Origin of the sequence: Peribacillus deserti (genome assembly GCF_016909175.1) — a bacterium.
GTDB lineage: Bacteria > Bacillota > Bacilli > Bacillales > DSM-1321 > Paraperibacillus > Paraperibacillus deserti.
This window is the reverse complement of the sequence record NZ_JAFBFI010000007.1, coordinates 130,243-155,608: the sequence shown is the minus strand read 5'-3', so window position 1 is coordinate 155,608 and position 25,366 is coordinate 130,243. Positions and strand designations below refer to the sequence as shown.

The following is a 25,366-nucleotide window of genomic DNA, read 5'->3' as shown; positions in this document are numbered from 1 at the left end:
TATATCATTGATAGGAACAATGATTCTGAGGTGTACACAAAATGATGCAACGATTTGTGGTAGTGGATTTAGAAACCACGGGAAACTCACCAAAAAAAGGTGATTCCATCATTCAATTCGCTTGTGCGGTAATTGAAAACAAAAAGATTGTGGAGGAATATTCCACTTACATAAAACCAGAAAAAAAGATTCCGCCTTTTATTGTGGAGCTTACCGGTATAAATGATAGTATGGTCGAAAATGCACCTCTATTTAAAGAGGTTGCTCCAAAAATAAATTCATTGCTTACAGATGCCGTATTTGTAGCACATAATGTGCTATTTGACTTGTCTTTTCTGCAAGAAGAATTAAAGCAAGCAGGCTTTGAGGGGTTTTATGGTTCTACAATTGATACGGTGGAACTGTCAAAAATATTAATGCCGACTTCGGACAGTTATAAGCTTTCAATGCTGGCTATTGAAGAGAATCTCGAACATGAAAGGCCGCACCAGGCGGACAGTGATGCGCATGTTACTGCTCTTCTGCTTTTAAAATTAATGACTAAATTATTTGCCCTTCCGAAAGTAACTCTTAAACAGCTATACAGGCTGTCATTTTCCTTGAAAAGCGAAATCTCTGAGTTGATCGGTGAGTGTATTGCAGAAAAAGATAAAAAAGCACTGGAACCGCTCGATCATTTGGAAATATTCAGAGGCCTTGCGTTAAAAGTTCCTGATCAGCAAGAAGAATTTATAGAAGAAGAGCAGGACTTTACATATCGGTACAATCCCGATACAAAGTACAAGGATTTGAAAAGGGCTTTCCCAAATGCGGAAAAAAGGATGGGCCAGCTGCAAATGATGAATAGCGTTTATGACTCATTTATCCAGCAGAAGCGCAGTATTATTGAAGCTGGTACTGGTATAGGAAAATCATTGGGATATCTGCTGCCAGCCGCTTATTTTATAAAAAAATACCGCAAGAAGGTTATTATTAGTACATATACGCTTCATCTGCAGGAACAGCTATTAAAAAAAGAATTGCCTGCATTGGCGAGTATAGTCCCATTTCCGATCGAGGCAAAAATGATTAAGGGAAAAAACAATTATCTTAGCCTGGCGAAGTTTGAAAGAGTCCTTAGGCAAAAAGACGATAATTATGATACCTCATTAACTAAAATGCAGATTTTGGTATGGCTGACCCATACTGAAACTGGGGATAGAGATGAACTGAATCTAACCAGCGGAGGGGCAAGCTTCTGGGATAGACTTCAAACTTCGGCAGGGCTTCCTGGAAAACTGCAGGAACCGTGGAATACAAAGGATTTCTACTTGAGGGCAAAAGCAGCAGCAAAGACTGCAGATATATTGGTAACTAATCATGCCTATCTAATTCAGGATATTACTGGACAGAACCCGGTACTCCCTAAAGATGCCGTCCTTGTTTTAGACGAAGCCCATCACTTTAACAAAGCATACAATTCTAAACTTGGCTTTAAAGTTAGCTATTTAACCATTAGAACCATCATAAATCGACTCGGTTCATATAATCAGAAAATGGTTTTATACAGACTTGAAAAAATGCTGAAAGAAAAAAATCTGGAAGTTCCCACTTCTTCCAAAGTGATAGAAAACTTGATTCAAGACTTCTTATATGAAAGTGAACAATTATTTTTTCTGCTGGCAAGATACACGGAAAAACTAGCAATCAATCCTGCCCAGCAGAAATTAACCTTACATTTTGATTCAGCAGCTGAATCACGAGAGTTAAATGGAATAAAAATGCTTGCAGAACGAGTGATCGATACTTTAAGACAAATTCGGGAAGCTGCAGACGAAAGAGTGGAAGTATTGACTAGGAGAGAAGAATCCTTAGGGAAAAGCCACTTATATTATGTGTCTGAAGCAGCGAGTCTGCTGGAAGAATTAGCAGAGCAGCAAGGATATTTGAAATCCTTTTTTCTTAGGAATGAAGAAGGTGCCGTGTATTGGGCCGAAATACTGAAAAGCGGTAAAAATACAGCTGTTACATTGCTTTCCCAGCCACTTACAGCTGGACAGAGTATCTGGGATGACTATCTATCTAAGTTTAGTTCCATTATCATGACTTCTGCGACATTAACAGTTAATGGATCCTTTTCGTTTTTTATGGAACAGCTTGGCCTGAAGGATGAAAATATTACAACAGAATCCTATCCTTCACCTTTTAACTATATGGAAGCAGTTAAAATTTTGATTCCCTCCTCGATGCCTGAAATTGGCAGCCTCTCACTCAGTGAATATGCAAGAAATGTAGCACAACATATTGCAGTTGCTGCAACAGGGTCAAATGGCAGGATGATGGTTTTATTTACTTCGCGTGAATTGCTCCGTATGACTTACGATTATTTAAGGGTTGAGGCTGAACTAGGGGACTACACCCTTCTGGCACAAGGAATAACAGGGGGAAGCAAATGGAAGCTGCTCAAAAACTTCCAAGGATTCAACAAAGGTATATTGCTCGGAAATGCAAGCTTTTGGGATGGTGTGGATGTTCAGGGAGATAAACTGTCATGCCTAGTCATAGTAAGACTGCCATTTTCTCCGCCTGAAGAACCAGTGAACGCCGCCAGAAGCAGGCAGCTCATCCAAGAAGGTAAGAACCCCTTCTCTCAGTATGCCCTTCCAGAAGCCGTTTTACGGTTCAAGCAGGGCTTTGGCAGATTGATCAGAGCTGAAAATGAAAAAGGAGTCCTGATTGTTTTGGACAAACGGATACAAAATTCGACCTATGGTCATTCTTTTTTTGAAGCTATCCCAAAAGTCACGGTGGAAACAAAGCCGCTTGAGCAGTTAGAGAAAGCTGTTCGGGAATGGCTTACCTAAGAAAAATGCGGAATGTAAAAAACAAAAGCAGCAGCTTGAAAAAGCTGCTGTAAAAGTGTGTAGTGAGGACTAGAAGTGTTATTGTTTGAGACTTAAAATTAAAACAGTTTCTTTCCGGTTTTTTCACTCTAAATATTATCCGAATGAAGTTATTGCTGTTATAATGATGTTTATAAATCTTAACTTGTAATTTTAGTATGGCCCAAGATTTTAGCCAATATGAGTAAGAAATATTGTTGAATGCTGGAGGAATATGAAATGGAAAGCAAGATTGAAGTAATATCGACAGTAAAAGTGCAGAATTCTCCTGATTTATATAAAATTGTTGATTCGCTGAACAGAACACTGAAGGAAAAAGATCTGATGTTTGGCCTTGCACTGGACGAAACAAATAAAGAAAAAGCGGTTTTTACGATTTACCGTACATAATGGAAGAGTGAAATAAGTGAAAAAATGGATTATATTTTCAGTTATAGCAGCCATCTGCCTGTGTGCTATATCGGCCATTGTGTATTCCGAGGCAATGAAGCCTAAAAAGTCTGCGTTTCAAAAAGCAGAGGCTGCGGCTAAGAGTAAAGGAATGACCGAAGCGGAAAGCTTTTATTTATATAATGGTACCGAAACCTATTATGTGGCTGTTGGAAATACGAAAGATCGCAAAAAAAAGGTTTTCTGGATCCCTGAAAAAAAGGGAGAAGAAATGATCATAATGGATTATTCCAGCGGAAAATCGAAGAGTGAGATCATGAGTCTTGTTCAGCAGGAGCTTAATCCTGACAAGATTCTTTCCGTCAAGCTGGGAATGGAAAATAACGTCCCGCTTTGGGAAGTGGTTTATCAGAATGGGTCAAAACAGATGAATTATGAATACTTTGATTTTGAAACTGGCGAATGGCTGAAATATTATCGCAGTATTTGATTGGAGGATACAAAGAATGTTGTTAGCTAAAAGAGTTCAGGCTTTAACCCCGTCTACAACACTTGCCATAACAGCAAAGGCAAAAGAAATGAAAGCACAAGGCATTGATGTAATTGGACTGGGAGCTGGTGAACCAGATTTCAATACTCCCCAGCATATCATTGACGCTGCCGCTGTATCCATGAATGAAGGGCATACGAAATACACTCCTTCTGCAGGGCTGCCTAAGTTAAAAGCTGTTATTGCTGAAAAGCTGAGAAAAGACCAGGGGCTGGAATATCAACCATCACAAATCATGGTGGGTTCGGGAGCAAAGCATGCACTGTATACTTTGTTTCAGGCTATATTAGATGAAGGTGATGAAGTAATTATTCCTATTCCTTACTGGGTCAGCTATCCGGAGCAGGTAAAGCTTGCTGACGGCAAGCCAGTTTATGTAGAGGGTACGGAAGCCAACTCTTATAAAATTACGGCAGAGCAGCTTGAAAACGCCATAACCCCAAAAACAAAAGCGGTTATTATCAATTCTCCAAGCAACCCTACCGGAATGATTTATTCAAAGGAAGAGCTTCATGCTCTTGGTGAAGTATGCTTGAAGCACAATATTTTAATCGTTTCAGATGAAATTTATGAAAAGCTTGTGTATGGAAACAGCGAACATATATCCATTGCTGAACTATCACCTGAATTAAAGGAAAACACCATTATAATTAACGGGGTCTCTAAATCCCATAGTATGACAGGCTGGAGAATTGGATACGCTGCCGGAAACGAAGAAATCATAAAAGCGATGACGAATCTGGCGAGCCATAGCACTTCAAACCCGACAACAACGGCACAGTACGGAGCTATTGCAGCATATGAAGGACCGCAGGACGATGTGGAAACTATGAGACAAGCTTTCGAGAGCAGATTAGATGCTATTCATGAAAAACTTGTTTCCATACCTGGTGTCACCTGTATAAAACCACAGGGAGCTTTTTATCTATATCCAAATGTACGGGAAGCGGCAGAAAAAACTGGATACAACGATGTAGATGCTTTTGTTAAGGCGCTGCTTGAAGAAGCGAAGGTAGCTGTAATCCCGGGTTCTGGCTTTGGGTCACCAGATAATATACGGCTGTCATATGCAACATCCATGGAACAATTAGAAAAGGCAGTAGAAAGAATCGGATCCTTTATAAATAATAAGTAATTGAATCATTTGGAGGCACTATATGCTCTCAAGGCTATATGCATGAGGCAGCAGATTGCCTGGGAAATGAGTCAAGGGTATAATAAATAATATATGTCAGTTTGTGAAGATTTTTGGAGGGAAATAAACTCGTGAAAACAATGATTAAAGATGTTAGTAAATATGCAGGCGAAGAAGTAACAATTGGCGGCTGGCTGGCAAATAAAAGATCCAGCGGCAAAATTGCCTTTTTGCAGCTTCGGGATGGCAGCGGATTTATCCAGGGAGTTGTAGTAAAAGAAGATGTAGGGGAAGAAGTATTTGCAAAAGCCAAAGCGCTGACCCAAGAATCCTCACTCTATGTGATTGGTACGGTCCAAAGAGACGAACGTTCACCTTTTGGTTTTGAATTGGTAGTGAAGGATATTGAAGTGATCCAGGACTCAAAAGATTATCCGATTACTCCTAAAGCCCACGGTACAGAGTTCTTGATGGACAACCGGCATTTATGGCTGCGTTCAAAAAGACAGCATGCTTTGATGCAGATCAGAAATGAAATTATTCGGGCAACATATGAATTTTTTAATGAAAATGGTTTTTCAAAAGTGGATCCTCCCATATTAACAGGAAGTGCTCCTGAAGGAACATCCGAGCTTTTTGCTACGAAATATTTTGATGAAGATGCATACCTTTCTCAAAGCGGCCAGCTGTATATGGAAGCAGCGGCGATGGCACTTGGAAAAGTGTTCTCATTCGGACCGACCTTCCGTGCAGAAAAGTCTAAAACACGCCGCCATTTAATTGAATTTTGGATGATTGAGCCAGAGATGGCGTTCTACGATTTCGAGGATAACCTTGAGGTTCAGGAACAGTATGTTTCCCACATCGTTCAATCTGTCTTGAAAAACTGTCCAATCCAATTAAATACATTGGGAAGAGACCTGTCAAAGCTGGAACATATTAAGGCTCCATTCCCTAGAATCACTTATGATGACGCCATTAAATTCCTGCATGAAAAAGGATTTGATGACATTCAATGGGGCGATGATTTCGGTGCTCCTCATGAAACAGCTATTGCTGAAAGCTATGACAAGCCTGTATTTATTACACATTACCCTACAGGCATTAAACCTTTTTATATGCAGCCAGATCCGAATCGTGATGATGTTGTCCTTTGCGCGGATCTAATTGCTCCAGAAGGTTATGGAGAAATTATCGGCGGTTCCCAGCGGATACATGATTATGAATTCTTAAAGAGAAGAATAGAAGAACATAATCTAAGCATGGATGCTTATAAATGGTATTTAGAACTTAGACAATATGGTTCAGTTCCGCATTCTGGCTTCGGGCTTGGGCTTGAAAGAACAGTTGCCTGGATCAGCGGAGTAGAGCATGTACGGGAGACCATTCCATTCCCTCGTCTGCTTAACCGTTTATACCCATAAAAACTAAATGTTTCTTACATTGTAGCTTAAGCTATGAAATTCCTTTATATGAAGGGCTTCCTAAGCGGAAGAGGTTTAACCGATTCATGGATAAAAAGATGTATAATACAAAGAAAAGCTCAATAACCAGTTGAGCTTTTCTTTTTTTCGATTCAACAGCAAAGTCTGGAATAAATTGTTAATCATTGTTACTGAATCGAAGATCTAACATTAAGGAAATTGAGAAAAGCGGCGGGTTTAACTTAAAACAAAAAAATGAACATACATGTAAATTTTACCCCGGAGTTATTTTCTCATTTTGACTGATTCTTTCGTGGTATAATTAGAGTTGAGGTGTCCTAAATGTTAAAAGATAATTTTCTTGCTTGGATGAAGGAAGGCAATGTTTCTATTCCTTCTTTTCTTTTGTCCCATTATAAACGAATGGGTCTTAGTGAACTAGAATTTATGGTTTTGCTTCATATACAGCATTTTAATGAGAAGGGAAATACATTTCCAACTCCTGATCAAATATCGGACAGAATGAATGTTGACAGCTCTGAGTGCTCCAGCCTTTTAAGAAGGCTGATTCAAAAAGGCTTCCTGCAGATTAAAGAGGAATATAGGGAAAACTCTATACTATTTGAAATGTATTCGTTAGAACCTCTTTACGATAAGCTGGTACAGTTCTTTTTGAAAGTCCAAAATGAGAAAGAAACGTCCCAGGTAAAAGTTGAAGTGGAAAATGAAGAAAGCCTTTATACGGTTTTTGAAAAGGAATTCGGGAGGCCGCTTTCTCCGTTCGAATGTGAGACCCTCGCCATGTGGATGGAAGATGAACACCATTTTACAATGATTAAAGCAGCGTTAAAGGAAGCTGTTATATCAGGTAAATTGAATTTCAGATACATAGACAGGATTCTTTTTGAGTGGAAAAAGAATGGTATCAGAACTCCAGATCAAGCTAAAAGCCACGGCCAGAAATTCCGTCTTCATAATAGAAGGGATAAGAAGCAGGAAATTCCTCAAGTCAGTAAAACTGTCCCATTTTATAATTGGCTTGAGCAATAAATGGTTTCTATGTAACGGAAATACTCAGTTTTTAAGGAGTAATGACCATGCTAAATCAAACTCAGATTAACTATTGTCTGGATACGATAGGAAATATGTTTCCTGATGCCCATTGTGAGCTTAATCATTCCAATCCATTTGAACTGGTCATTGCAGTTGCACTGTCAGCTCAATGTACGGATGCATTGGTAAACAGGGTGACGAAAACTTTATTTCAAAAATATAAAACCCCTGAAGATTATCTAAATGTCCCTCTTGAAGAGCTGGAAGGGGATATTAGGTCTATTGGGCTTTATCGAAATAAGGCAAAAAATATTCAAAAGCTATGCCGCATGCTGATTGACGAATATTCAGGGCAGCTTCCTGCGGACCGCGATGAATTAACTAGATTTCCGGGAGTAGGGCGGAAAACAGCCAATGTAGTAGTATCTGTTGCATTTGGCATTCCTGCAATAGCTGTTGATACACATGTGGAGAGGGTCAGTAAAAGGCTGGGGATTTCCAGGTGGAAAGACAGCGTTCTTGAAGTAGAAACTGCTTTAATGAGAAAAGTGCCTAAAGAAAAGTGGTCAGAGACTCACCATAGGCTGATATTCTTCGGAAGATATCATTGTAAGGCACAGTCGCCGCAATGTGAGATATGTCCGCTTCTCGATCTATGCAGGGAGGGGAAGAAGCGGATGAAAAGGGTAAAAACAAAATGACAAACTTGATTCTAGCCACTCCTAACTCATTAGTAGGAACTATTTATTTCAAAGAGACGGTTCAGCTTTCCAGGGAAGAACTGAAAGTATGGACACCGGAGCTGTTAGTCCATCATTATTTCCCTTACGAAATTTGTTTTTATAACAGTATCGAGAGCTTTGCGCCTTGGGAGCATGCTGAAAAGGTCATGCCCGATTTGCTGGCTTTATGGCATAGGGAAAGTAAAGTGCTTGCTGATTTATTTTCCCTGCGCAAAACGGATAAGGCCTTTCTTCACATGAAAAGAGCCATTTCCATATGGATATCAGCTCTTTTTTGGATTAACAGCCGTCCTGTTTGTGTACGAGACTGGAGCAATCAGGGTTCAGAATTAGCCTTATCTCCTATTAATGCAGCCGAACGATTAACTTTTATCCTTGAGAGGCCTGTCTTGTTTCATGCGTATAAGCAGCTAAATATCCTCTTTCAAGAACTAGAAAAAATGTTTTACAAACAAATAGCCATAAAAAACCGTCTAAGATGAAACTTAGACGGTTTTTTATGGCTATAAACCTAACTATGGCAGTTCTACAGTTCTAAATCAGAACTGCCATGAAGTTGGGTAATTTGTAAAAATTAATTGAAGGACTGCTGCCTTTGAGAAGGTACATTGGTTGAGTTGCTTCTACGGGTTTCTTGCTGCCCATTATCATTTTCGGTTCCAGTTCCATCGTCCCCAGTTTCAGGTGGATTGGTTTCATCTTCGGTTGGTGTTTCAGGCTCCTCAGGCTCGGCAGGCTCTTCTGTGCTGCCATCCTCGCCATCTTGAGGGTTATCCTCTTCCTGTCCTTGATCTTTGCCTTCACCTTGAGCAGGATCCTGGTTTTCACCATTCTCTTGATCCTGGCTTGGATCTTCTGGGTTGGTATTCTCATTCTCTTCGCTAGGGATGGCTGGTTCTTTTTCCAATTCTGGAATTTGAATAGTTGTAGAAGCTGAATCACTTCTGCTGCCGCCAGCTATGGCTGAAACGGTAAATCTGTATGTTCCGCCTGCTTGAGGATTATCAATTTTCAGCCCTTGATTCCGAGTGACAGTAAGAACTGAATCTGCTCCGTCATTTAACGCTACAGAAACCTCAAATTCCGGGTCTTTTTCTTTGCCTTTATAATCCCATTTTAGTGTGATTTGATTGGCATCAGGATCATAAGATGCTTCTAGTTTTCCTGGTCCTTTTGGTTTTTCGTATTCCTTAGAAACCTCGGTAGGCTGGTGTCCGCGGACAAAGTATTCATAGCTGATGTTGCTTTCAGGTGTATAATCGCTGGCAAGCTTAGGAGGGTTTGATCCCTTCTCAACCTTAACCTGTACTACACTTTTCGGCTGTTTAAAATCAGGAGTCTCTTTATCCTGAGAAACATAACGCATTAATTCTCTAAACATTTTTTGTGAGATTTTTTGATACTCATTTTCGACAGGAATATAGTCTTTCTTATTCCCGTATCCAGTCCACACAGCTGCAGTATAGTTCGTCGTATAACCTGCAAACCAGGCATCTGGAACGGCTGTTTCAGGTATATTCCACTTCTGTCTTTCATCCTCGGTATAATTCGTTGTTCCTGTTTTTCCTGCCACGTGGAGTTCAGGAACATTTGCATAAGAACCAGTACCGTAGGAAGACTTAACAACACTCTTTAGCATATCTGTAACCATAAAGGCTGTGCTTTCTTTCATAGCAACCTGTGGTTCCGGCGCCGTTTTGATTTCCGTGTTGTTCACCACAATCTTAGTAATTGCATGCGGTTTATTGAAAATCCCATTATTGCCAAAAGCACTGTATGCACCTGCCAATTGAAGAGGTGATATCCCGGGATTAATGCCGCCAATGGATGCTGATTCAAAAAACTTATCCTTTTTCAAGGGCAGGCCAAGACCTGTGCCAAACTCTCTGGCTTTATCCAGGCCAACTGCCTGAAGAGCTTTTAGTGCAGGGATATTCAAGGAACGGCCCAGGGCTTCACGGATCGTCATTTGGCCGCGAAATTGATTATTGTAATTATTTATTGGAGTTCCATCCGAATATTGATACTGTTCATCCACAATTTGTTCGTAAGTGGACCAGTTCAAATACTCAATCGCCGGGCCGTAATCTACGATAGGCTTAATGGTGGAACCTGGTGATCTTTCGATCTGAGTGGCGTAATTGTAATTTCTTTCACCTTTAATATTTCGGCCTCCGCCTAAAGCACGGATTTCACCCGTTTTTGTATCAAGCAGGGTAATACCCGCCTGGAACTTTTCATCAGGGAAATTAAACTGATCGGAGGACATCATTTCATAAACGTGTTCCTGTGCTTTAGGATCCATTGTAGTATAAATTTCTAATCCATCTGTGAATACATTGTAATCTCCCATATCTTCTACTTCATTGATTACATGGTCAATAAATGCATTATAAGGTTCTGTGTTTTTTACTCTATGTTCTTCTTTCACTAACAGCTTCTTGACAGGGACAGCTTTTGCTTCAGCCATTTCCTCTTTACTGATATATCCGTGCCTCTCCATTAGAGTAAGCACAACATTCCTTCGTTTTTCTGCTCTGTCAGGGTAGTCGAATGGTGAATAATAAGAAGGACTTTGCGGCAGACCAACAAGGGTGGCAACCTCAGGGAGTGTTAACTCCTTTAAAGACTTATTAAAGTACGTTTTAGCTGCGGTTGAAATTCCATTTGCTCTTTCACCATAGAAAATTTTGTTTACATACATTTCAAAGATTTGTTCTTTTGTATACTTGCGTTCGATCTGCAAGGAGATCCATAGTTCCTGAGCTTTACGCTTTATCGTTTTTTCAGGTGTTAAAAAAGATCTTTTTACTAATTGCTGTGTAATCGTACTGGCACCCTGTGACCCAAATCCATCAGTCACATTGGCAACCACCGCACTTCCCAGTCTGCGGATATCAACTCCATGATGCTCAAAGAAACGAGCATCTTCTGTAGCGATCGTAGCATCAACTACTGATTGCGGTATTTCATCAAAAGGAACATATTCCCGATTTTCTTTTCCTACTTCTTTGATCAAATGCTTGTTTTTGTCATAGATTTTGGAGGATACCGGATCCTTTAACATACCCTGGCTCAGCTTAGGTGCTGTTGCCGCAAAGTAAGCGAAGGCCGCTCCCCCTAATACCATTCCTGTTATGCCTAAAGCTATCAATAAAAGGAAGATTCGTTTAAACAGACCAGAAGGCTTAGTCTTGCCTTTCTTATTGTTCTTTACCTGTGTCTGCTGTTTTCGGCGCTCTTCTCTAGTTTTATAATTTTGTGCCATTAAAGCTACCTGCCTTTCTATACAGAAAAAAACTAAAAGTATGATGCATATAGCTGATCTATTATCTTAATATAGTCAATTCTAGGCTGAAAACCAAGCAGAATGCTAGAGGAACATGCTTCCACCTCTGATTTTGCTATCGATTTCCGGCCGCCGGACATCATTCTGTCCCAATAATTGATCAGATCTTCAGCTTTCATTAAATAAATTTCCTCTGTAGCTGTAAATCTTAGGATAACGAAAGCGATCGCTCCCTGAACCATAACTGCCTGCATATGCTCAATTTGATGGGTATGAAAATTCTTCAAAGGGAAGGAAGAAGGATTTTGTGTTTCCTTCGCCTCAAAATCAATATATCGCCCTTTATATATTCCATTATAATCAGTTGTTGAAGTTTGTTTAAAATAGGCCTCTTTTATGACAGCCGCACTTCTCTTCGGATAGTGTACATCCACGATCTGTACGGGAGTCGGTTTTTTGTGAACAACAGCAATTCCATTGGCTAAATAATAATCATTTGATGCATTGATATCATCCTCTAATGTCATTCCCCGATTGCTAAAATTCATTTTTTTAACGGGTGTTTTTGCTCCGGTGTCTGGCATTGAAACAAATTTCCGTCCATTCGGATAATTAAAAGCCAATCCGTCCCCTCCTTAACCACTCATAATATAATAGCAAAGATTGCTTAAAATGGGGTGAATAAAACTTATTTAATCGTCTAACCTAGGGAAAGAAGGGCATTTTTTTTTCGGACTAGATTTAAAGGAGGGTTTTTCTTTATGTGTAACTATTCTCCTCCGCTTCAGATAAATGACGACTATATTTTATCCTCGATCCGAAAGGTAACAGAACATAAAAATAAAGATAATATATCTCGGACCGCTGCTTATTTTGAATTTTTCAAAGCATATTCTGAAATAAAATGGTCATTTTTAGCCAGTATGGTTTCAAGGAATGCCGGCTGGAATATGTGCGACCTTGAGGGTATTTGGCTGCCTAAAGCTCTTTCTAATGAATATAGAAAAATATTATTTTTGACATATGAACGAGCAAACTGGCTGATATTTGACGATGCCTTTCCACAATTACTGCTCTATCATTATTCGACGAAATTGGGCAGACCTTTGTTTCACTTAGGCAGAAAGTTTAATATTTCAAAATATATTGAAAACGAGTGGCTTTTCTTTTGGAAGCATCGAAATGAACAAAGACTTCTGGATGCTCTTATTATAAATGAACAAAACTTAATTCAGCGCCCCGTCATCCAGCATAAGATGTATAAGAGCCTGGTATTTAAATCGTTTAGTTTTTTATTTCAGGATTGGCTTCATTTCAGCACCGTGTTGTTTCCAACCATGGATGGTACTCTTTATGGATTAAGTGCTTATAACTTCCGGCAGCTAGACTCTAGAATTAAACTCGGCAAGAAATTGGGCTCCTTGCTTTTCTCAAACGAATTATTCCCCCAATTCTACCAATTTTCAGTAAGTACTGAGCATACGGGCTCCAGAATCGATTATGAACAATATTTCCCTTATAAAAAAACGAGAGAAACTCCGTTTTTAAGAACCATTTATCCTGTTATCAATCATCATAGAAGCAGTGTTGAACTATGGGACAAACACCGAAAGATCAAGAACAAATGGCTGAAACCAGAAAAAAGCCCGGAAAATGCGGAGCTGACAGCGTGGTATAAAAATAAACAAAAGCAATTAGAAGCAGGTGTAACTATCTATCGTTTATTAGTGAAAAGCGAATAACAGCTGATAAACCATAAACAAAAATCCCTGCCGCGTGTTGGCAGGGATTTTTACCATTTCTTTATTCTGATGGGCGGTTTGCACCTATCAGCTTTTTATCACCATAGCCTGGAGCATTTTCTTTTGTTTGATTTCCGGATTTTTTATTGTTTTCTTGTTTTTTCATTCCTAAACACCTCCTGGTTTTAGCATTTGCAAGGAGAAAGTTTTCATTCTTAGTTGTCGAAAATGGGTTGAACATAGTGCTTTGGCACTTTCTTTGGCGATTAGCTTCTAGTTTTGTCAACAATGGAGGAAGTTTTTTATTCATACAGAATATTAGGAGTAAAGATAGCCGGGGAGGAATAAAAGATGGCTGAAAAATTGGTTTCAAAAGATAAAATTTTAGAAATGCTATTAGACATTAATGACCAGCTTGAAGTATTAGAAGAAACTTTGGGAATACATGCAGATAAAGAAAAAGAAAAGATGTGGAGTGAGGGCTCTGAAATAATTGAAAAGGCGCAGAAGATTTATGGGGGCACAGGACAGCTTTTGCAAAAAATCAGCCGCTCTGCCAGTAGTAATACCCGAAAACCTCTAGAATTGGGTTCAGGATTAAAACCATTGCTTGTAAGGGGATGAATTCTTTTTGATTATGGCTAACTGCATTCTTTAAACTTCCTTCGCCAAAAGTTATATTATTAAATATAATAGATGGCTGAAGGAGGTTATTTCTGTTTATGAATAGTACACATGCAATTCTGGTAACTGCCACAGAAGAGCTGTTAAAGCTCACTGATCAAATCGAGGCAATATTTGACGAAGTAAAAGCTGACAAACAGGAAAGAGACTTTTTTGAAGAAGTTCGTCCTTTTGCTGAAAGCGCACAAAACCTTTCAGACAAATGGGTAGAAATGGCTAAAGAATACGTGATGCTTGAAAAGCCCAAACATATTTATAGAGAACAGATTGAGCAGGCCGGTGAGCTTGTTTCTACTTGTTCAGTGCAAGCCTTTTTCCCATCTACAAGCCTAAAAAGATTTAAGAATCAGCTTCAATCCATTCGTTATACCCTTGAAGGTTTATTAACTCATTTAAAAGACAATTTACATTTATCCTGAGAAGAAGCACAGCCTTTATGCCTTCTGCATAGTAATATATCAGCTAATACCATGAGGAGGATGGAGTACTCATGATGATGGGATCCCCTTTCAGCCATACCAGCTACGATCCGAGATATATAAGCAATGCTATGCCCGCTGTGAATTATAACGTATCAGCACAAAGCTACTTGCCCCAGATGCCTCAATATGAGAACCAGATGAGCTTCCAGGGTAATGCGTATCAGCCCTATTTTCAGCAGCCAGGCAGACCGGGGCAGCCTTACATGAACGACACGTTTGGCAGTAATCTGAATCCTTATTATGGGCAGCAGCCATACCAGGCTTCGATCCCGCACCATCAGAATTTCCCTCTGCCTGTCAATTCTTATCAAGGACAGTATCAGGGACATATCAATCAGCAGCAGCCATTTGTCCCTTCTGCTCCGAAAGCGGTGAATCCTTTTGAAAATCCTTTGAATATCCAGCAGGGAAACAATTACGGGCCAGCCAAACAAACAGGGCAGCTGCCTGCCAATCCGTATCCAAAGCAAAATTTTATGCAAAAGCAGCAATCACAGGGTATTTCTTCAATCATTAATCAATTCAAAACTCAGGATGGCTCCATAGACATCAACAAAATGATGTCTACAGCAGGGCAGATGATGAATACTGTTAATCAAGTTTCTTCTATCGTAAAAGGATTTGGAGGACTGTTTAAAGTTTCGACCTGATCAGAATATGGCACTAAGGCTGTGGAGTATCCACGGCTTTTTAGCATGTTTTCAGGATTACATAAAAAGAAACCTGTTAGATACAACAGGCTCATTTAACCGCTATTCAGAAATCGAAATTCTCTTGCCCTTAATTTTGGGTACGGTAACCAAGAGAAGTCCATCTTTATGGTTAGCCGTTATATTTTTATCATTAATCGGTTTGTTAAAAGAAATGGTTTTAGACATCTTTCTAAGGGATTGTTCCCGATGGATGTCAGAATTTAAATCATTTCTCTTTTCAAGTGCTGCCTGCTGGGTGACTGTAATAACAAGGGATTGTTTAAGCATTTCAATATCTATCTGCTGTCGTGGAATTCCAGGAAGCTGAGCAGCGACTATATAACGGTCATCTTTCTCCTGAACGTCCAGAGGGAAAGATCGTTCTGTAAAAGAGAGTGTGAACAATTCGTCCATGGATTGTAAGATACCTTTTATAGGTTTCTCTGAAAAGAATAAATCAAAGGCACTCCTTAACTCAGAGAACGGTTCTTTTCTTGGCGGCTTGGATGAGTGATCAGGCAGTTTCATCCTTTGTCTCCTTTCTTTAGTTAGATATAAATGCTAGAAGTGATCCTGCATATCTTTTTATTATTAGGCTATGAAGGAACTTCGTCTCTGGTGAACAGATTTGCTATTATACTGATCTGTTTATAAAAATGGCCGGGAGGGAAGAGTACTTCAAAAAGGTGAACTGAGGTGCAGGGAAATGACCGAAAATAATTTTTTAAAACACAACAGTCAGTCATATAACCAAGAAGGAAAAGGCGAAGTGTTATTATTTATTCATGGGTTTTGCGGCAGTGCCCATTACTGGGATGAACTAATCCCATTATTAAAGGATGATTATACGGTCCTATGCGTTAATTTAAGGGGGCATGGTGGAAATAAAACGGATGATTCCGCCATTGAAATCACAGATATGGCCCGTGATTTGTATCATTTTCTATCTCAGCATAGTGTAGATCAAGTGTATATGTTCGGGCATTCTCTCGGAGGCTATATTTCTCTGGCATTTGCGGAACTATTTCCGTCTAAGCTTAAGGGATTCGGACTCATCCATTCAACTGCTTTCCCAGATTCAGATAATGCTAAAGAAGCCAGGATAGAAAGCATGAATTTGATTGATGAAAGAGGACTGGCTTCCTTTGTGGATCGATTAATTCCAAATCTTTTTTCAAAGGATTCTTTAGCTCAGCTGAAAGACAAGGTCAGTAAAGTAAAAGAGATCGGATACGGAACAGATGTGAATGGTGCAAAGGGAGCGTTAATGGCAATGAGAAACCGCCCGGACCGGAACCATGTGCTCCGCGAAACTTCCAAACCGGTGTTATTAGTGGCAGGTGAAAAGGATAAAGTGATTCCACCCGAGAAAGTTTTTTCCGTTGAAGACAGCCATATAAAAACAGAACTGCTGCCAAAGGCAGGTCATATGGGGATGCTGGAAACACCGGAAGAACTTGCGCGGATTATAAAAAACTGGATAAAGCTGTCAAAGTTAAAACATTAACAAGAGCTCCCGCATAAACTGCGGGAGTCAGAGTGTAGACAAAATCAATTTCAAACAAACTTTGTTGCGAAGAAGAGGTTTGTCAATTTATTTCTTGCATATATGGTGGCTTTTCTTAGAGTTAAGCACTATATATTGAGGGTTAAATATTATTAAAAAATAGCTGTCGACTTTGTCGACAGCCTGGCTCCCGCATAAACTGCGGGAGTTTTTTATGTAGAAATACTGAAAGGGAAAAAATTTCCAATCTTTGTTAAAACGAACAGCTAGTCAGCCAAACAAATATTCGGTAAAATGGATGTATAAAGAGGTGGAACGATGTTTAGAAAAAAATCACTTTCCGAATTAATAGAAGAACTAAGAAAAAACGAAAATATTATCAATTGGCACGAAATAAACCCCCAGGAAGCCAAAACAAAAGAAATGCCGGAGAGAGTAGATCACAGAATTAAAACTGCACTAATGAAAAGGGGAATAAATGAGCTTTACAGCCATCAGTATACTGCTTTTCAAACCTTGCAAAAGGGCGAAAACATTGTAGCAGTTACCCCTACAGCTTCTGGAAAAACTCTTTGTTATAATCTCCCAGTCCTACAATCCATTGCTGAAAATGACGCGAACCGCGCTTTATATATATTTCCAACAAAAGCATTAGCCCAGGACCAAAAAAGCGAATTAAACGAAATCATCGACGAGATGGGAATAGATATAAAAAGCTATACATACGACGGAGATACATCGCCGGCTATCCGGCAGGTGGTTAGAAAAGCCGGCCATATTGTCATTACAAATCCTGATATGCTTCATTCTGCTATTCTTCCGCACCATACGAAATGGGTCAGCTTATTTGAAAATCTTAAGTATGTTGTAATTGATGAGCTGCACACTTACCGAGGAGTCTTTGGGAGCCATGTTGCGAATGTGATTAGAAGGCTGAAACGAATCTGCAAGTTTTACGGAAGCCGCCCAATTTTTATTTGCACTTCCGCTACAATCGCCAATCCACAAGAATTAGCAGAACAGCTCACAGGGAATCCTATGCGTTTAATAGATGATAACGGTGCACCGAGAGGGAGGAAGCATTTTGTATTTTATAACCCGCCGATTATAAACAAGCCTTTGAATATAAGGAAAAGTGCGACGGTAGAGGTAAACAATTTAGCAAAAGAATTCCTTAAGAATAAAATTCAGACCATCGTGTTTGCTAGAAGCAGGGTCAGAGTAGAAATTATATTAAGCCATATACAGGAACTGGTTAAAGGCCAGGTTGGGGCAAAATCCATAAGAGGCTATAGAGGTGGTTATCTTCCAAAGCAGCGGAGGGAAATAGAACGCGGCTTAAGGGAAGGAGAAATAATAGGAGTTGTTAGTACGAACGCACTGGAATTAGGGGTAGACATTGGCCAGCTGCAGGTCTGTGTGATGACAGGTTACCCGGGAAGCGTTGCCAGCACCTGGCAGCAGGCAGGCAGGGCAGGAAGAAGACATGGCGAAGCCCTCATCTTAATGGTTGCCAGCTCTACTCCCATAGATCAGTACATTGTTCAAAATCCTGAATACTTTTTTGATCGTTCTCCAGAGTCAGCCAGGATAAACCCAGAGAACTTAATTATATTGGTCGACCATTTAAAATGTGCGGCTTATGAACTCCCATTTAATGAAAATGAAGAGTTTGGACCGATGGATGTCAAAGAAATTATGGAATATCTGGTAGAAGAAAGAGTTCTCCATGTCAACGGTGATAAATTTTATTGGGCAAACCAATCATTCCCGGCCGGGAATATCAGCCTCCGTTCGGCATCACAGGAAAACGTTGTGATTATAGACCAGTCAGAAACGGCTAATGTAAAAATAATCGGTGAAATGGACCGGTTTAGCGCCATGACTCTACTTCATGATGAAGCGATATATTTACACCAAGGCGTTCAGTACCAGGTGGAAAAACTGGACTGGGATCACAAAAAAGCGTACGTCAGGGAAGTAGACGTGGAATATTACACAGACGCGAACCTTGCTGTACAGCTTAAAGTGCTAGAAATAGATAAAACCATAAACCGTGAAAAGACGTCCGTTAACTATGGCGATGTGACCATAAATATTCTTCCAAGCATTTTTAAAAAAATTAAACTGACGACGTTTGAGAACATCGGGTCGGGACCCATTTATTTACCGGAAGAAGAACTGCATACAAGTGCTGCCTGGCTGGAGTTAAAACAAGTAGATCCGAAGCTCGGTGAAAAAACACTAGAGCAGCTTTTAATGGGAATTGCAAATGTACTGCAGCACGTAGTCCCCGTGCATGTAATGTGTGACCGTAACGATATTCACGTAGTATCACAAATAAAGGCCAGCCACACAGGACTTCCTACCATTTTTTTATATGACCATTATCCAGGCGGCATCGGATTAGCAGAGGACGTATATAAACGCTTTGAAGATGTAAAAGGTGCAGCAAAAAACCTTATACAGAAATGCCAGTGCCGCGATGGCTGCCCGTCATGCATAGGTATGGAAATTGAAGGCATAAAGGCTAAACAAAGAAGTATCGAGCTGTTAGATCACTTTTAATTTAGGCTATGTTAAGGTTCAAGGTTGATTTTGACACTATGGATTAAAGCGGAGGGCGCGAGGCTACTGCTCAGAAAAGCGGATCAAGGGAGACCCACAGGCGTACAACGCCGAGGAGGCTCCCGGATCGCCCGCGGAAAGCGAGTGCCTCTCGCTGCAATCAACAGGCAAGTTTAACAGAGCTTTAATTTAAAGGATGGGAAGAAGCAGGGTACCGTGAATTGTAATGCTCAATTTTTCGAAGAATGATATGTAAATTTTGTGTATTTTGTCTAAAAGTGCTGCTGAACATAAATGTAGTGTTTTTCGAAATGAATGAGCTGAAATTCAAGATTTATGAGCAGAAAATAAGGATTAACGAAATAAAGGAGTGCTGATAAAAGAATCGCTGCTTCAACTAGGTTTATCCGCAATTCGGCGAGTAAGCTGCTGGTACAAATATAAGAGCTCCAAAATTAACGACTGAGCCGATTTCAGAATGAGGCTCGTAATTGAACGACACCGCTTTAAGTATCAAGGCTATTAACAGAAGTGAGAGGATCAGATGTCATTAAAAAATAAACTTGGCCGTCTTAAGGGGCATATGAGCCTTCCGAAAGAAGAACATCCTCTGCCCCAGGTTCCTCCGCCGAAAATAAAGGCTGAAACCAAAGATATTCCTTTTATGGAAAAATGGACGGAAAACTCTGCTCATATATACCAAATGGATAATGACTATTGTTTTATAAGAGAGGTTCATTATCCTTTAGAATATCAGCATGGGCTCTATTCATTTAACGATGCGAAAAACGCCATAGATGCTTGGAATGAAGTCTCTTACAGCCATCCGCTTTCATCGAAGGGCATAAATGCGGAAGAGATGTTTTTCTTTGATACTGAAACAACCGGCCTTGGCGGAGGGGCGGGCAATACGATCTTTATGCTTGGCTACGCCTTCTTTTCTGACCATGGAGTTACGGTAAGACAGCATATTCTTCCTAATCCAGGTGCAGAAGTTCCGCTATACCAAAGTTTTTTAGAAAATGTGAACTATAATACACTAGTTACTTATAACGGAAAAGCATTCGATTGGCCCCAGCTTAAAACAAGGCATACCCTGATTAGAGAGCATGTCCCAAGACTGCCCCAGTTCGGGCATTTTGATCTTTATCATGCGTCCAGAAGGCTGTGGAAAAACGACCTGGAAAAAGTAAAATTAATTAATGTGGAAAAAAATATTCTAGGAATTGAGCGGCAGGATGATATGCCGGGATATCTGGCCCCGTATATATATTTTGATTATTTAGAGAGAAAAGATCCTGAAGGTATGTTTGGAATCATTCGGCATAATGAAATCGATGTGCTTACGCTCATTACTTTATATACCCATCTTTCAAGGCAGCTGCTACAAAAGGAAGGTTCAGAGCTTTCCTCTTATGAGGTAGCTAGATGGTACCTGGGACTCGGAGAGAAAGAAACGGCCATTGAAGCCTATAATAAGGTTTTACAGGGAGATAATGATATACAGCGCGTTTCAGCCCTCCACACTTTAGCCTATCAATGGAAAAAGAACAAGGAGGAGGATAAGGCGATAAAGGCCTGGGAAACAGTAGTAAAGGAAGGCCTTTTGAAAGAGAAAATAGAAGCCTGTATTGAAATGGCTAAGATCTACGAGCATTCTCAAAAACTTTACAGAAAGGCTATGGAATTTACTGAAATTGCCCTTTCTCTTTTACCCTCTGAACAAAAGGAAAAAAGAGCGGCTAAAGAGCTGGATTTGAGACTTAAAAGACTCATCAAGAAGGAAGGCTCTTCGGGAAATTGACCATTCTTCATTCTCTAGAAAAAATCCTGGAGGAAATCCTAAAAAGTTATTGTCGCACATTGTAAAAGTGTGTAAAATATAAACGAAAAATACACTCATACATCAAGGGGTATACCATGTATAAAACAATCTTAGTCCTGTTTTTTGTCGTTGTCTGCCTAACAGCGATTGTTTTTTCTGCCTTAAAGGATAGCTTCTATTCGTTTTTGCTGTAAAATAGGGCATTTAACCAGTACACGAACGTCCCATTCATCATAATCTGTAAATGTAAGATAAACTTATGATGGAAGGGGAAACTTTATGGAAAAGAAATATCCTATGCTGCCAACACAAGTCAGCCCGGCAATGCAGCCGCCAGCATGCCCGCCATGCCCGCCATGTCCGCCGCCTCAGCAGCTAAGTCCAGCCATGATGCCGCCGCAGCAGGTGAGCCCGGCCATGATGCCGCCGCAGCAGGTGAGTCCAGCTCAAGTCGGCCCAACACAAATGGAGGCACCAGTTGTCAGCCCGACGCAGCAAAATGTTCAAGAAAATATCATTAACCATATTGTTCCGCATATTCACCCGACAAATACTACTATTGTGAATACACATGTATTCAAACACCAGCATTTTTTCCCGCAAACGACCAATGTCGTGAACCAGGCAGTGAATCAGGAGTTCATCTGCGGACCAGGCCCTGTGGCGCCGGCCATGATGCCGCCATGCCCGCCTCCGTGTCCGCCGCCATGTCCGCCAAGACCTAAATGCTGGTTTTAACAATTAAGGGCTGTCCAGCCCTTAATTTTTTATTTTCCCTAATGAGGGAGGCTGCCATGATAAAAAATATCTTTATTACAGGCTATAAAGGATTTGAATTGGGGATATTTAAAAGAGAGCATCAAGGCGTGGCTTACATAAAAAAAGCAATTGCAAATCATTTGATCAGCCTTATTGAAGATGGTTTAGAGTGGGTTTTGATTTCTGGCCAGCTGGGGACCGAATTATGGGCTGCTGAGGCTGTTTACGAGCTGCAGAATGAATATCCTGAGTTAAAAATCGCTGTATTGACTCCATATCTTGAACAGGAAGCTAATTGGAATGAAAATAATAAGGAATTTTACGAATCCATTTTAGCTCAGGCTGATTATGTCGATTCGATATCTAAAAAACCTTATGAAAGTCCTCTGCAGTTAAAAACAAAAAACCATTTTTGTATGAAGAAAAGTGATGCCTTGTTGATTTTTTATGATGAGGAACGTGAAGGGTCTCCCAAATTTATGTACCAGGATGCCAGGTTATATGCTGAGTCCCATCCTTACCCCATTTATCAAATTACTTTTGATGACTTGCAGCAGATAGCTGAAGAGGAGCAGTGGGAGTAAGTTAAAGTTCAATACTTTTTCTATATTAAAATTGACAAATCATTATATTTTTGAAAAAATAAAATAAAATTTAATGCTTCGTGAAAGTTCTGAGGTGAAGTCTTATGCTATCGGATAAGATCAAATTAACAGCAAAAGATATTCTTGAAAAAGATTTTAAAACGGCAATGCGCGGATACAAACCGGAAGATGTAGATCAATTTTTGGATCTAATAATAAAGGATTATGAAACATTTCATCACGAAATTGAAGAATTAAGGCAGGAAAACTTAAGATTAAAGAAACAAACGGAAGATACGGCAAGAAGGCCTGCTGCACAAGCTCCAGCCCCTGGGCCTGGAACAACAAACTTTGATATATTAAAGCGCCTGTCTAATTTAGAAAAACATGTCTTCGGGAATAAACTGTTTGATTAAGATTAATTTACCATTGCAGAAGTAGTCTATATTAGATATAATAACTAGTGTCATGTTGATGACGTTCGGGTAATCGCTGCAGCAGCTTAACAGCTACGCTGTAGAGGAAAGTCCATGCTCGCACAGGCTGAGATGCCTGTAGTGTTCGTGCCTAGCGAAGTCATAAGCTAGGGCAGCCGTGTAAACCGGCTGACGGCTGGGAAAGCACCTAAGTCATTTTTGATATGGTGCCGGTACCTGTAAAAGTGCCACAGTGACGTAGCCTTTCTAGAAATGGAAAGGGTGGAACGAGGGTAAACCCCACGAGCGAGAAACCCAAATTAAGGTAGGGGCACCTTCTCATTTGGAAATGAACAAAGAGAAGGACGGGTATATTCTTATATCCGTAGATAGATGATTGCCGCCCTGGTACGAGACTTTATGTCGCTATCAGTACCTAGGTACAAAACATGGCTTACAGAACGTTATCTAACTGCTTAATTTTTGATTATATTGTTCATACAGAGCTCTCCTATCTTAAGGAGAGTTTTTTTATGGTACATAGGGAAAGAAATGAAAAAGGTTTTTAAATTGAATTATGAAACCAAACCTCTTTTTAATTTATGGCTATGTTAAAGTTCATAGTTGATTTTGGCACTATGTTGATCTTCGCTGCAGACGCGAGGACTCCTCCGGGAAAAGCGGGTATTGTCTAGCTCCGGACTGACACCTTCGGTCATAAGCCAATCGCCATCAAAAAGCAAAAAGCGGTTTCGCCGCCGCTCGTCTTATGCCTGTCATGTGTCTGACTTTCTATGTAATGTTATCTTTTAAAAGAGTATATTCATCACAGTTCTTTTAAAAGAAGCATCTCGAAAGTCACCGCTCTCCGCTTTTCTATTAAGGGAGACCCACAGGCGTGTTACGCCGAGGAGGCTCCCGTACCGCCCGCAGAATGGAGTGCCTCACGCTGCAATCAACAGGAAAGCTTAACAGAGCTTAATTTATTTAGAAAGAAGCATATTAATAACAGGATGAATGTCCAGTCAGGTTCTCTTCATCAGAAGGAAGGGTATACTAAGCAAGGGCTTATTGGATTAATATTTTTAAGTGGGTGAATGAATGAAAAAATATACTTTAGCTGCAACCGCAGCCATGGGATTAGAATCTCTAGTAGCAAACGAAGTAAGAGATCTTGGGTACGAGTGTGAAGTTGAAAATGGCAGGGTGATTTTTAAAGGTGATGAAACAGCCATTGCCAGAACTAATCTATGGCTCCGCACCGCAGACAGAGTTAAAATTATAGTAGGTGAATTTAGGGCTAAAAGTTTTGAAGAGCTTTTCGAAAACACAAAAAGGATAAATTGGGAAGATTATCTGCCAGAAGATGCAGAATTTCCGGTATCTGGAAAATCCGTTAAATCGGAATTGTACAGCGTGCCTGACTGCCAGGCCATCGTTAAAAAAGCAATTGTAGAAAGACTAAAGAGCAGTTATAAAAAAGTATCCTGGTTTCAAGAAACGGGACCTCTGTTCAAAATAGAGGTTTCTATTTTGAAAGATAAAGCGACACTGACGATTGACACAAGCGGCGCCGGTCTTCATCGAAGAGGCTACAGGGCAGAACAGGGTGAAGCACCGATTAAAGAAACGCTGGCTGCTTCTTTAATCAAACTGACTAATTGGACACCTGACCGTCCTTTCGTAGATCCTTTTTGCGGATCTGGTACGCTCCCGATTGAAGCCGCAATGATCGGTCAAAATATTGCACCGGGCTTTAATAGGGAATTTGTTTCAGAAGCCTGGGGATGGATCTCACCAAAGATTTGGGACGAAGTGCGCACCGAAGCGGAGGATGCGGCTAATTATGATCAGCCGCTTGATATTGCGGGTTTTGACATCGATCATAAAATGGTTGAAATAGCAACGCAAAATAGCATGGAAGCCGGGTTTGGCGAATTGCTGCAATTTAAGCAGATGCAGGTTAGAGATTTCACAACAAGAAAAGACTATGGTGTGATCATTGGTAATCCTCCATATGGAGAACGTCTTGGTGATAAACCGGCTGTTGAGCACATGTACCGTGAAATGGGGAAAGCTTTTAGCAAGCTGGACACATGGTCTGTGTATATGATTACTTCACATCCTGACTTTGAGAAGCACTATGGCAAACAGGCAACCAAAAAAAGAAAATTATTTAATGGTTTTATCCGGACAGATTATTATCAATTTTTCGGGCCGAGACCTCCAAGAAAGTGAATCTGAGTGGAATAGGGCTGTGTCTTCCTGCATAGAATGAGAATATCGTTCACTTTATTGCAGAGGAGTGCAGGGAATGCAAGGACAATATGTTGATTTTGCATTAATATCAAAAGCAATTCAAACAACATTTGAAAAGCTGAAAGAAGAAGGGCATTCAAATGACAGGAGCCTGACTGAATTGCTCGAAGCGGAAAGAAATCTAAATCAAGCATTATCGTTTCACCTTCAAGCTAAAATATAAGACATAAGTTAAGTGCGCTATAAAGCGCATTTTTCTTTTGATAATAGGAAAATAACCTTTTGTTCAATAGTAGAAATTGCAAACCTTGGCCGGCACTTTAGTGAACTGCAGCTTTATTTAGAATGCAGGCCGAAGCGATCAGGGAGTTATTAAAAGGAG

General features: G+C 40.2%; 23 protein-coding genes and 1 other RNA gene. 21 read left to right on the top strand and 3 right to left on the bottom strand.

Annotated features, from left to right (window positions below; all coding sequences use genetic code 11):
• The first annotated feature begins 41 nt into the window (after positions 1–41).
• The 8 genes from dinG to JOC77_RS09745 all read left to right on the top strand — a co-directional run bounded on the left by dinG (position 42) and on the right by JOC77_RS09745 (position 8,659).
• Positions 42–2,843 carry an ATP-dependent DNA helicase DinG gene (gene dinG / locus JOC77_RS09780; RefSeq protein WP_204542439.1) on the top strand — a complete coding sequence of 934 codons (2,802 nt, stop codon included), beginning with the start codon at positions 42–44 and terminating at the stop codon, positions 2,841–2,843.
• Positions 2,844–3,101: 258 nt separating this feature from the next.
• The gene (locus JOC77_RS09775; protein WP_204542437.1) at positions 3,102–3,272 is read left to right on the top strand and encodes a YpmA family protein; all 171 of its coding nucleotides are present in this window, start codon (positions 3,102–3,104) and stop codon (positions 3,270–3,272) included.
• Positions 3,273–3,288: 16 nt separating this feature from the next.
• Positions 3,289–3,762, top strand: a complete 474-nt coding sequence (locus tag JOC77_RS09770; RefSeq protein WP_204542435.1) for a cell wall elongation regulator TseB-like domain-containing protein — start codon at positions 3,289–3,291, stop codon at positions 3,760–3,762.
• A gap of 16 nt (positions 3,763–3,778) precedes the next feature.
• On the top strand, positions 3,779–4,957 hold the full coding sequence (locus JOC77_RS09765; protein WP_204542433.1) for a pyridoxal phosphate-dependent aminotransferase: 1,179 nt from the start codon (positions 3,779–3,781) through the stop codon (positions 4,955–4,957).
• 140 nt (positions 4,958–5,097) lie between these two features.
• A complete protein-coding gene (asnS, locus tag JOC77_RS09760) occupies positions 5,098–6,381 on the top strand; it encodes an asparagine--tRNA ligase (protein WP_239558703.1) in 1,284 nt (427 codons plus the stop codon).
• 342 nt (positions 6,382–6,723) lie between these two features.
• Entirely contained in the window at positions 6,724–7,431 is a 708-nt protein-coding gene (locus JOC77_RS09755; RefSeq protein WP_204542430.1) for a DnaD domain-containing protein, read from the top strand.
• A gap of 47 nt (positions 7,432–7,478) precedes the next feature.
• Complete coding sequence (nth, locus tag JOC77_RS09750; protein WP_204542428.1) at positions 7,479–8,135, top strand: endonuclease III; 657 nt, start codon at positions 7,479–7,481, stop codon at positions 8,133–8,135.
• Positions 8,132–8,659, top strand: a complete 528-nt coding sequence (locus tag JOC77_RS09745; protein ID WP_204542426.1) for a YpoC family protein — start codon at positions 8,132–8,134, stop codon at positions 8,657–8,659. Before nth ends, JOC77_RS09745 begins: the two co-directional genes overlap by 4 nt.
• A 92-nt stretch (positions 8,660–8,751) precedes the next feature.
• On the opposite strand, the gene JOC77_RS09740 is transcribed toward JOC77_RS09745, so the two are convergent.
• Both JOC77_RS09740 and recU read right to left on the bottom strand, forming a co-directional pair.
• Positions 8,752–11,445 (bottom strand): transglycosylase domain-containing protein, encoded by a 2,694-nt coding sequence (locus JOC77_RS09740; protein ID WP_204542425.1) that lies wholly within the window; start codon positions 11,443–11,445, stop codon positions 8,752–8,754.
• Between the two features lie 32 nt (positions 11,446–11,477).
• Positions 11,478–12,089: a Holliday junction resolvase RecU gene (recU, locus tag JOC77_RS09735; RefSeq protein ID WP_204542423.1), complete on the bottom strand. Its 612-nt coding sequence runs from the start codon at positions 12,087–12,089 to the stop codon at positions 11,478–11,480.
• 138 nt (positions 12,090–12,227) lie between these two features.
• Here recU and JOC77_RS09730 point away from each other — a divergent pair, with 138 nt between their 5' ends.
• The 4 genes from JOC77_RS09730 to JOC77_RS09715 all read left to right on the top strand — a co-directional run bounded on the left by JOC77_RS09730 (position 12,228) and on the right by JOC77_RS09715 (position 15,024).
• Positions 12,228–13,208, top strand: coding sequence for a DUF2515 family protein (locus JOC77_RS09730; protein ID WP_204542421.1), 981 nt, complete (start codon positions 12,228–12,230; stop codon positions 13,206–13,208).
• A gap of 351 nt (positions 13,209–13,559) precedes the next feature.
• On the top strand, positions 13,560–13,832 hold the full coding sequence (locus JOC77_RS09725; protein WP_204542419.1) for a hypothetical protein: 273 nt from the start codon (positions 13,560–13,562) through the stop codon (positions 13,830–13,832).
• A gap of 98 nt (positions 13,833–13,930) precedes the next feature.
• On the top strand, positions 13,931–14,311 hold the full coding sequence (locus JOC77_RS09720) for a YppE family protein (protein WP_204542417.1): 381 nt from the start codon (positions 13,931–13,933) through the stop codon (positions 14,309–14,311).
• A gap of 71 nt (positions 14,312–14,382) precedes the next feature.
• Complete coding sequence (locus JOC77_RS09715; protein WP_204542415.1) at positions 14,383–15,024, top strand: YppG family protein; 642 nt, start codon at positions 14,383–14,385, stop codon at positions 15,022–15,024.
• A 102-nt stretch (positions 15,025–15,126) separates the two neighbouring features.
• On the opposite strand, the gene JOC77_RS09710 is transcribed toward JOC77_RS09715, so the two are convergent.
• On the bottom strand, positions 15,127–15,594 hold the full coding sequence (locus tag JOC77_RS09710) for an Hsp20/alpha crystallin family protein (RefSeq protein WP_204542413.1): 468 nt from the start codon (positions 15,592–15,594) through the stop codon (positions 15,127–15,129).
• Positions 15,595–15,772: 178 nt separating this feature from the next.
• On the opposite strand from JOC77_RS09710, the gene JOC77_RS09705 reads away from it, so the two are divergent.
• From JOC77_RS09705 to JOC77_RS09665, 9 genes are all read left to right on the top strand, one after another.
• Complete coding sequence (locus tag JOC77_RS09705) at positions 15,773–16,573, top strand: alpha/beta fold hydrolase (protein ID WP_204542410.1); 801 nt, start codon at positions 15,773–15,775, stop codon at positions 16,571–16,573.
• A gap of 318 nt (positions 16,574–16,891) precedes the next feature.
• A complete protein-coding gene (locus JOC77_RS09700; RefSeq protein WP_204542408.1) occupies positions 16,892–19,141 on the top strand; it encodes a DEAD/DEAH box helicase in 2,250 nt (749 codons plus the stop codon).
• Positions 19,142–19,685: 544 nt separating this feature from the next.
• A complete protein-coding gene (locus JOC77_RS09695) occupies positions 19,686–20,945 on the top strand; it encodes a ribonuclease H-like domain-containing protein (protein ID WP_204542406.1) in 1,260 nt (419 codons plus the stop codon).
• Between the two features lie 300 nt (positions 20,946–21,245).
• Positions 21,246–21,704, top strand: coding sequence for a CotD family spore coat protein (locus JOC77_RS21260; RefSeq protein WP_239558694.1), 459 nt, complete (start codon positions 21,246–21,248; stop codon positions 21,702–21,704).
• 59 nt (positions 21,705–21,763) lie between these two features.
• Complete coding sequence (locus JOC77_RS09685; protein WP_204542632.1) at positions 21,764–22,309, top strand: SLOG family protein; 546 nt, start codon at positions 21,764–21,766, stop codon at positions 22,307–22,309.
• Between the two features lie 104 nt (positions 22,310–22,413).
• Positions 22,414–22,725, top strand: coding sequence for a cell division regulator GpsB (gpsB, locus tag JOC77_RS09680; protein ID WP_204542405.1), 312 nt, complete (start codon positions 22,414–22,416; stop codon positions 22,723–22,725).
• 61 nt (positions 22,726–22,786) lie between these two features.
• An RNA gene (gene rnpB, locus JOC77_RS09675) (RNase P RNA component class B) lies at positions 22,787–23,187 on the top strand.
• A gap of 639 nt (positions 23,188–23,826) precedes the next feature.
• The gene (locus JOC77_RS09670; RefSeq protein WP_204542402.1) at positions 23,827–24,963 is read left to right on the top strand and encodes a THUMP domain-containing class I SAM-dependent RNA methyltransferase; all 1,137 of its coding nucleotides are present in this window, start codon (positions 23,827–23,829) and stop codon (positions 24,961–24,963) included.
• A gap of 76 nt (positions 24,964–25,039) precedes the next feature.
• Positions 25,040–25,207 (top strand): hypothetical protein, encoded by a 168-nt coding sequence (locus JOC77_RS09665; RefSeq protein WP_204542400.1) that lies wholly within the window; start codon positions 25,040–25,042, stop codon positions 25,205–25,207.
• The last annotated feature ends 159 nt before the right edge of the window (positions 25,208–25,366 follow it).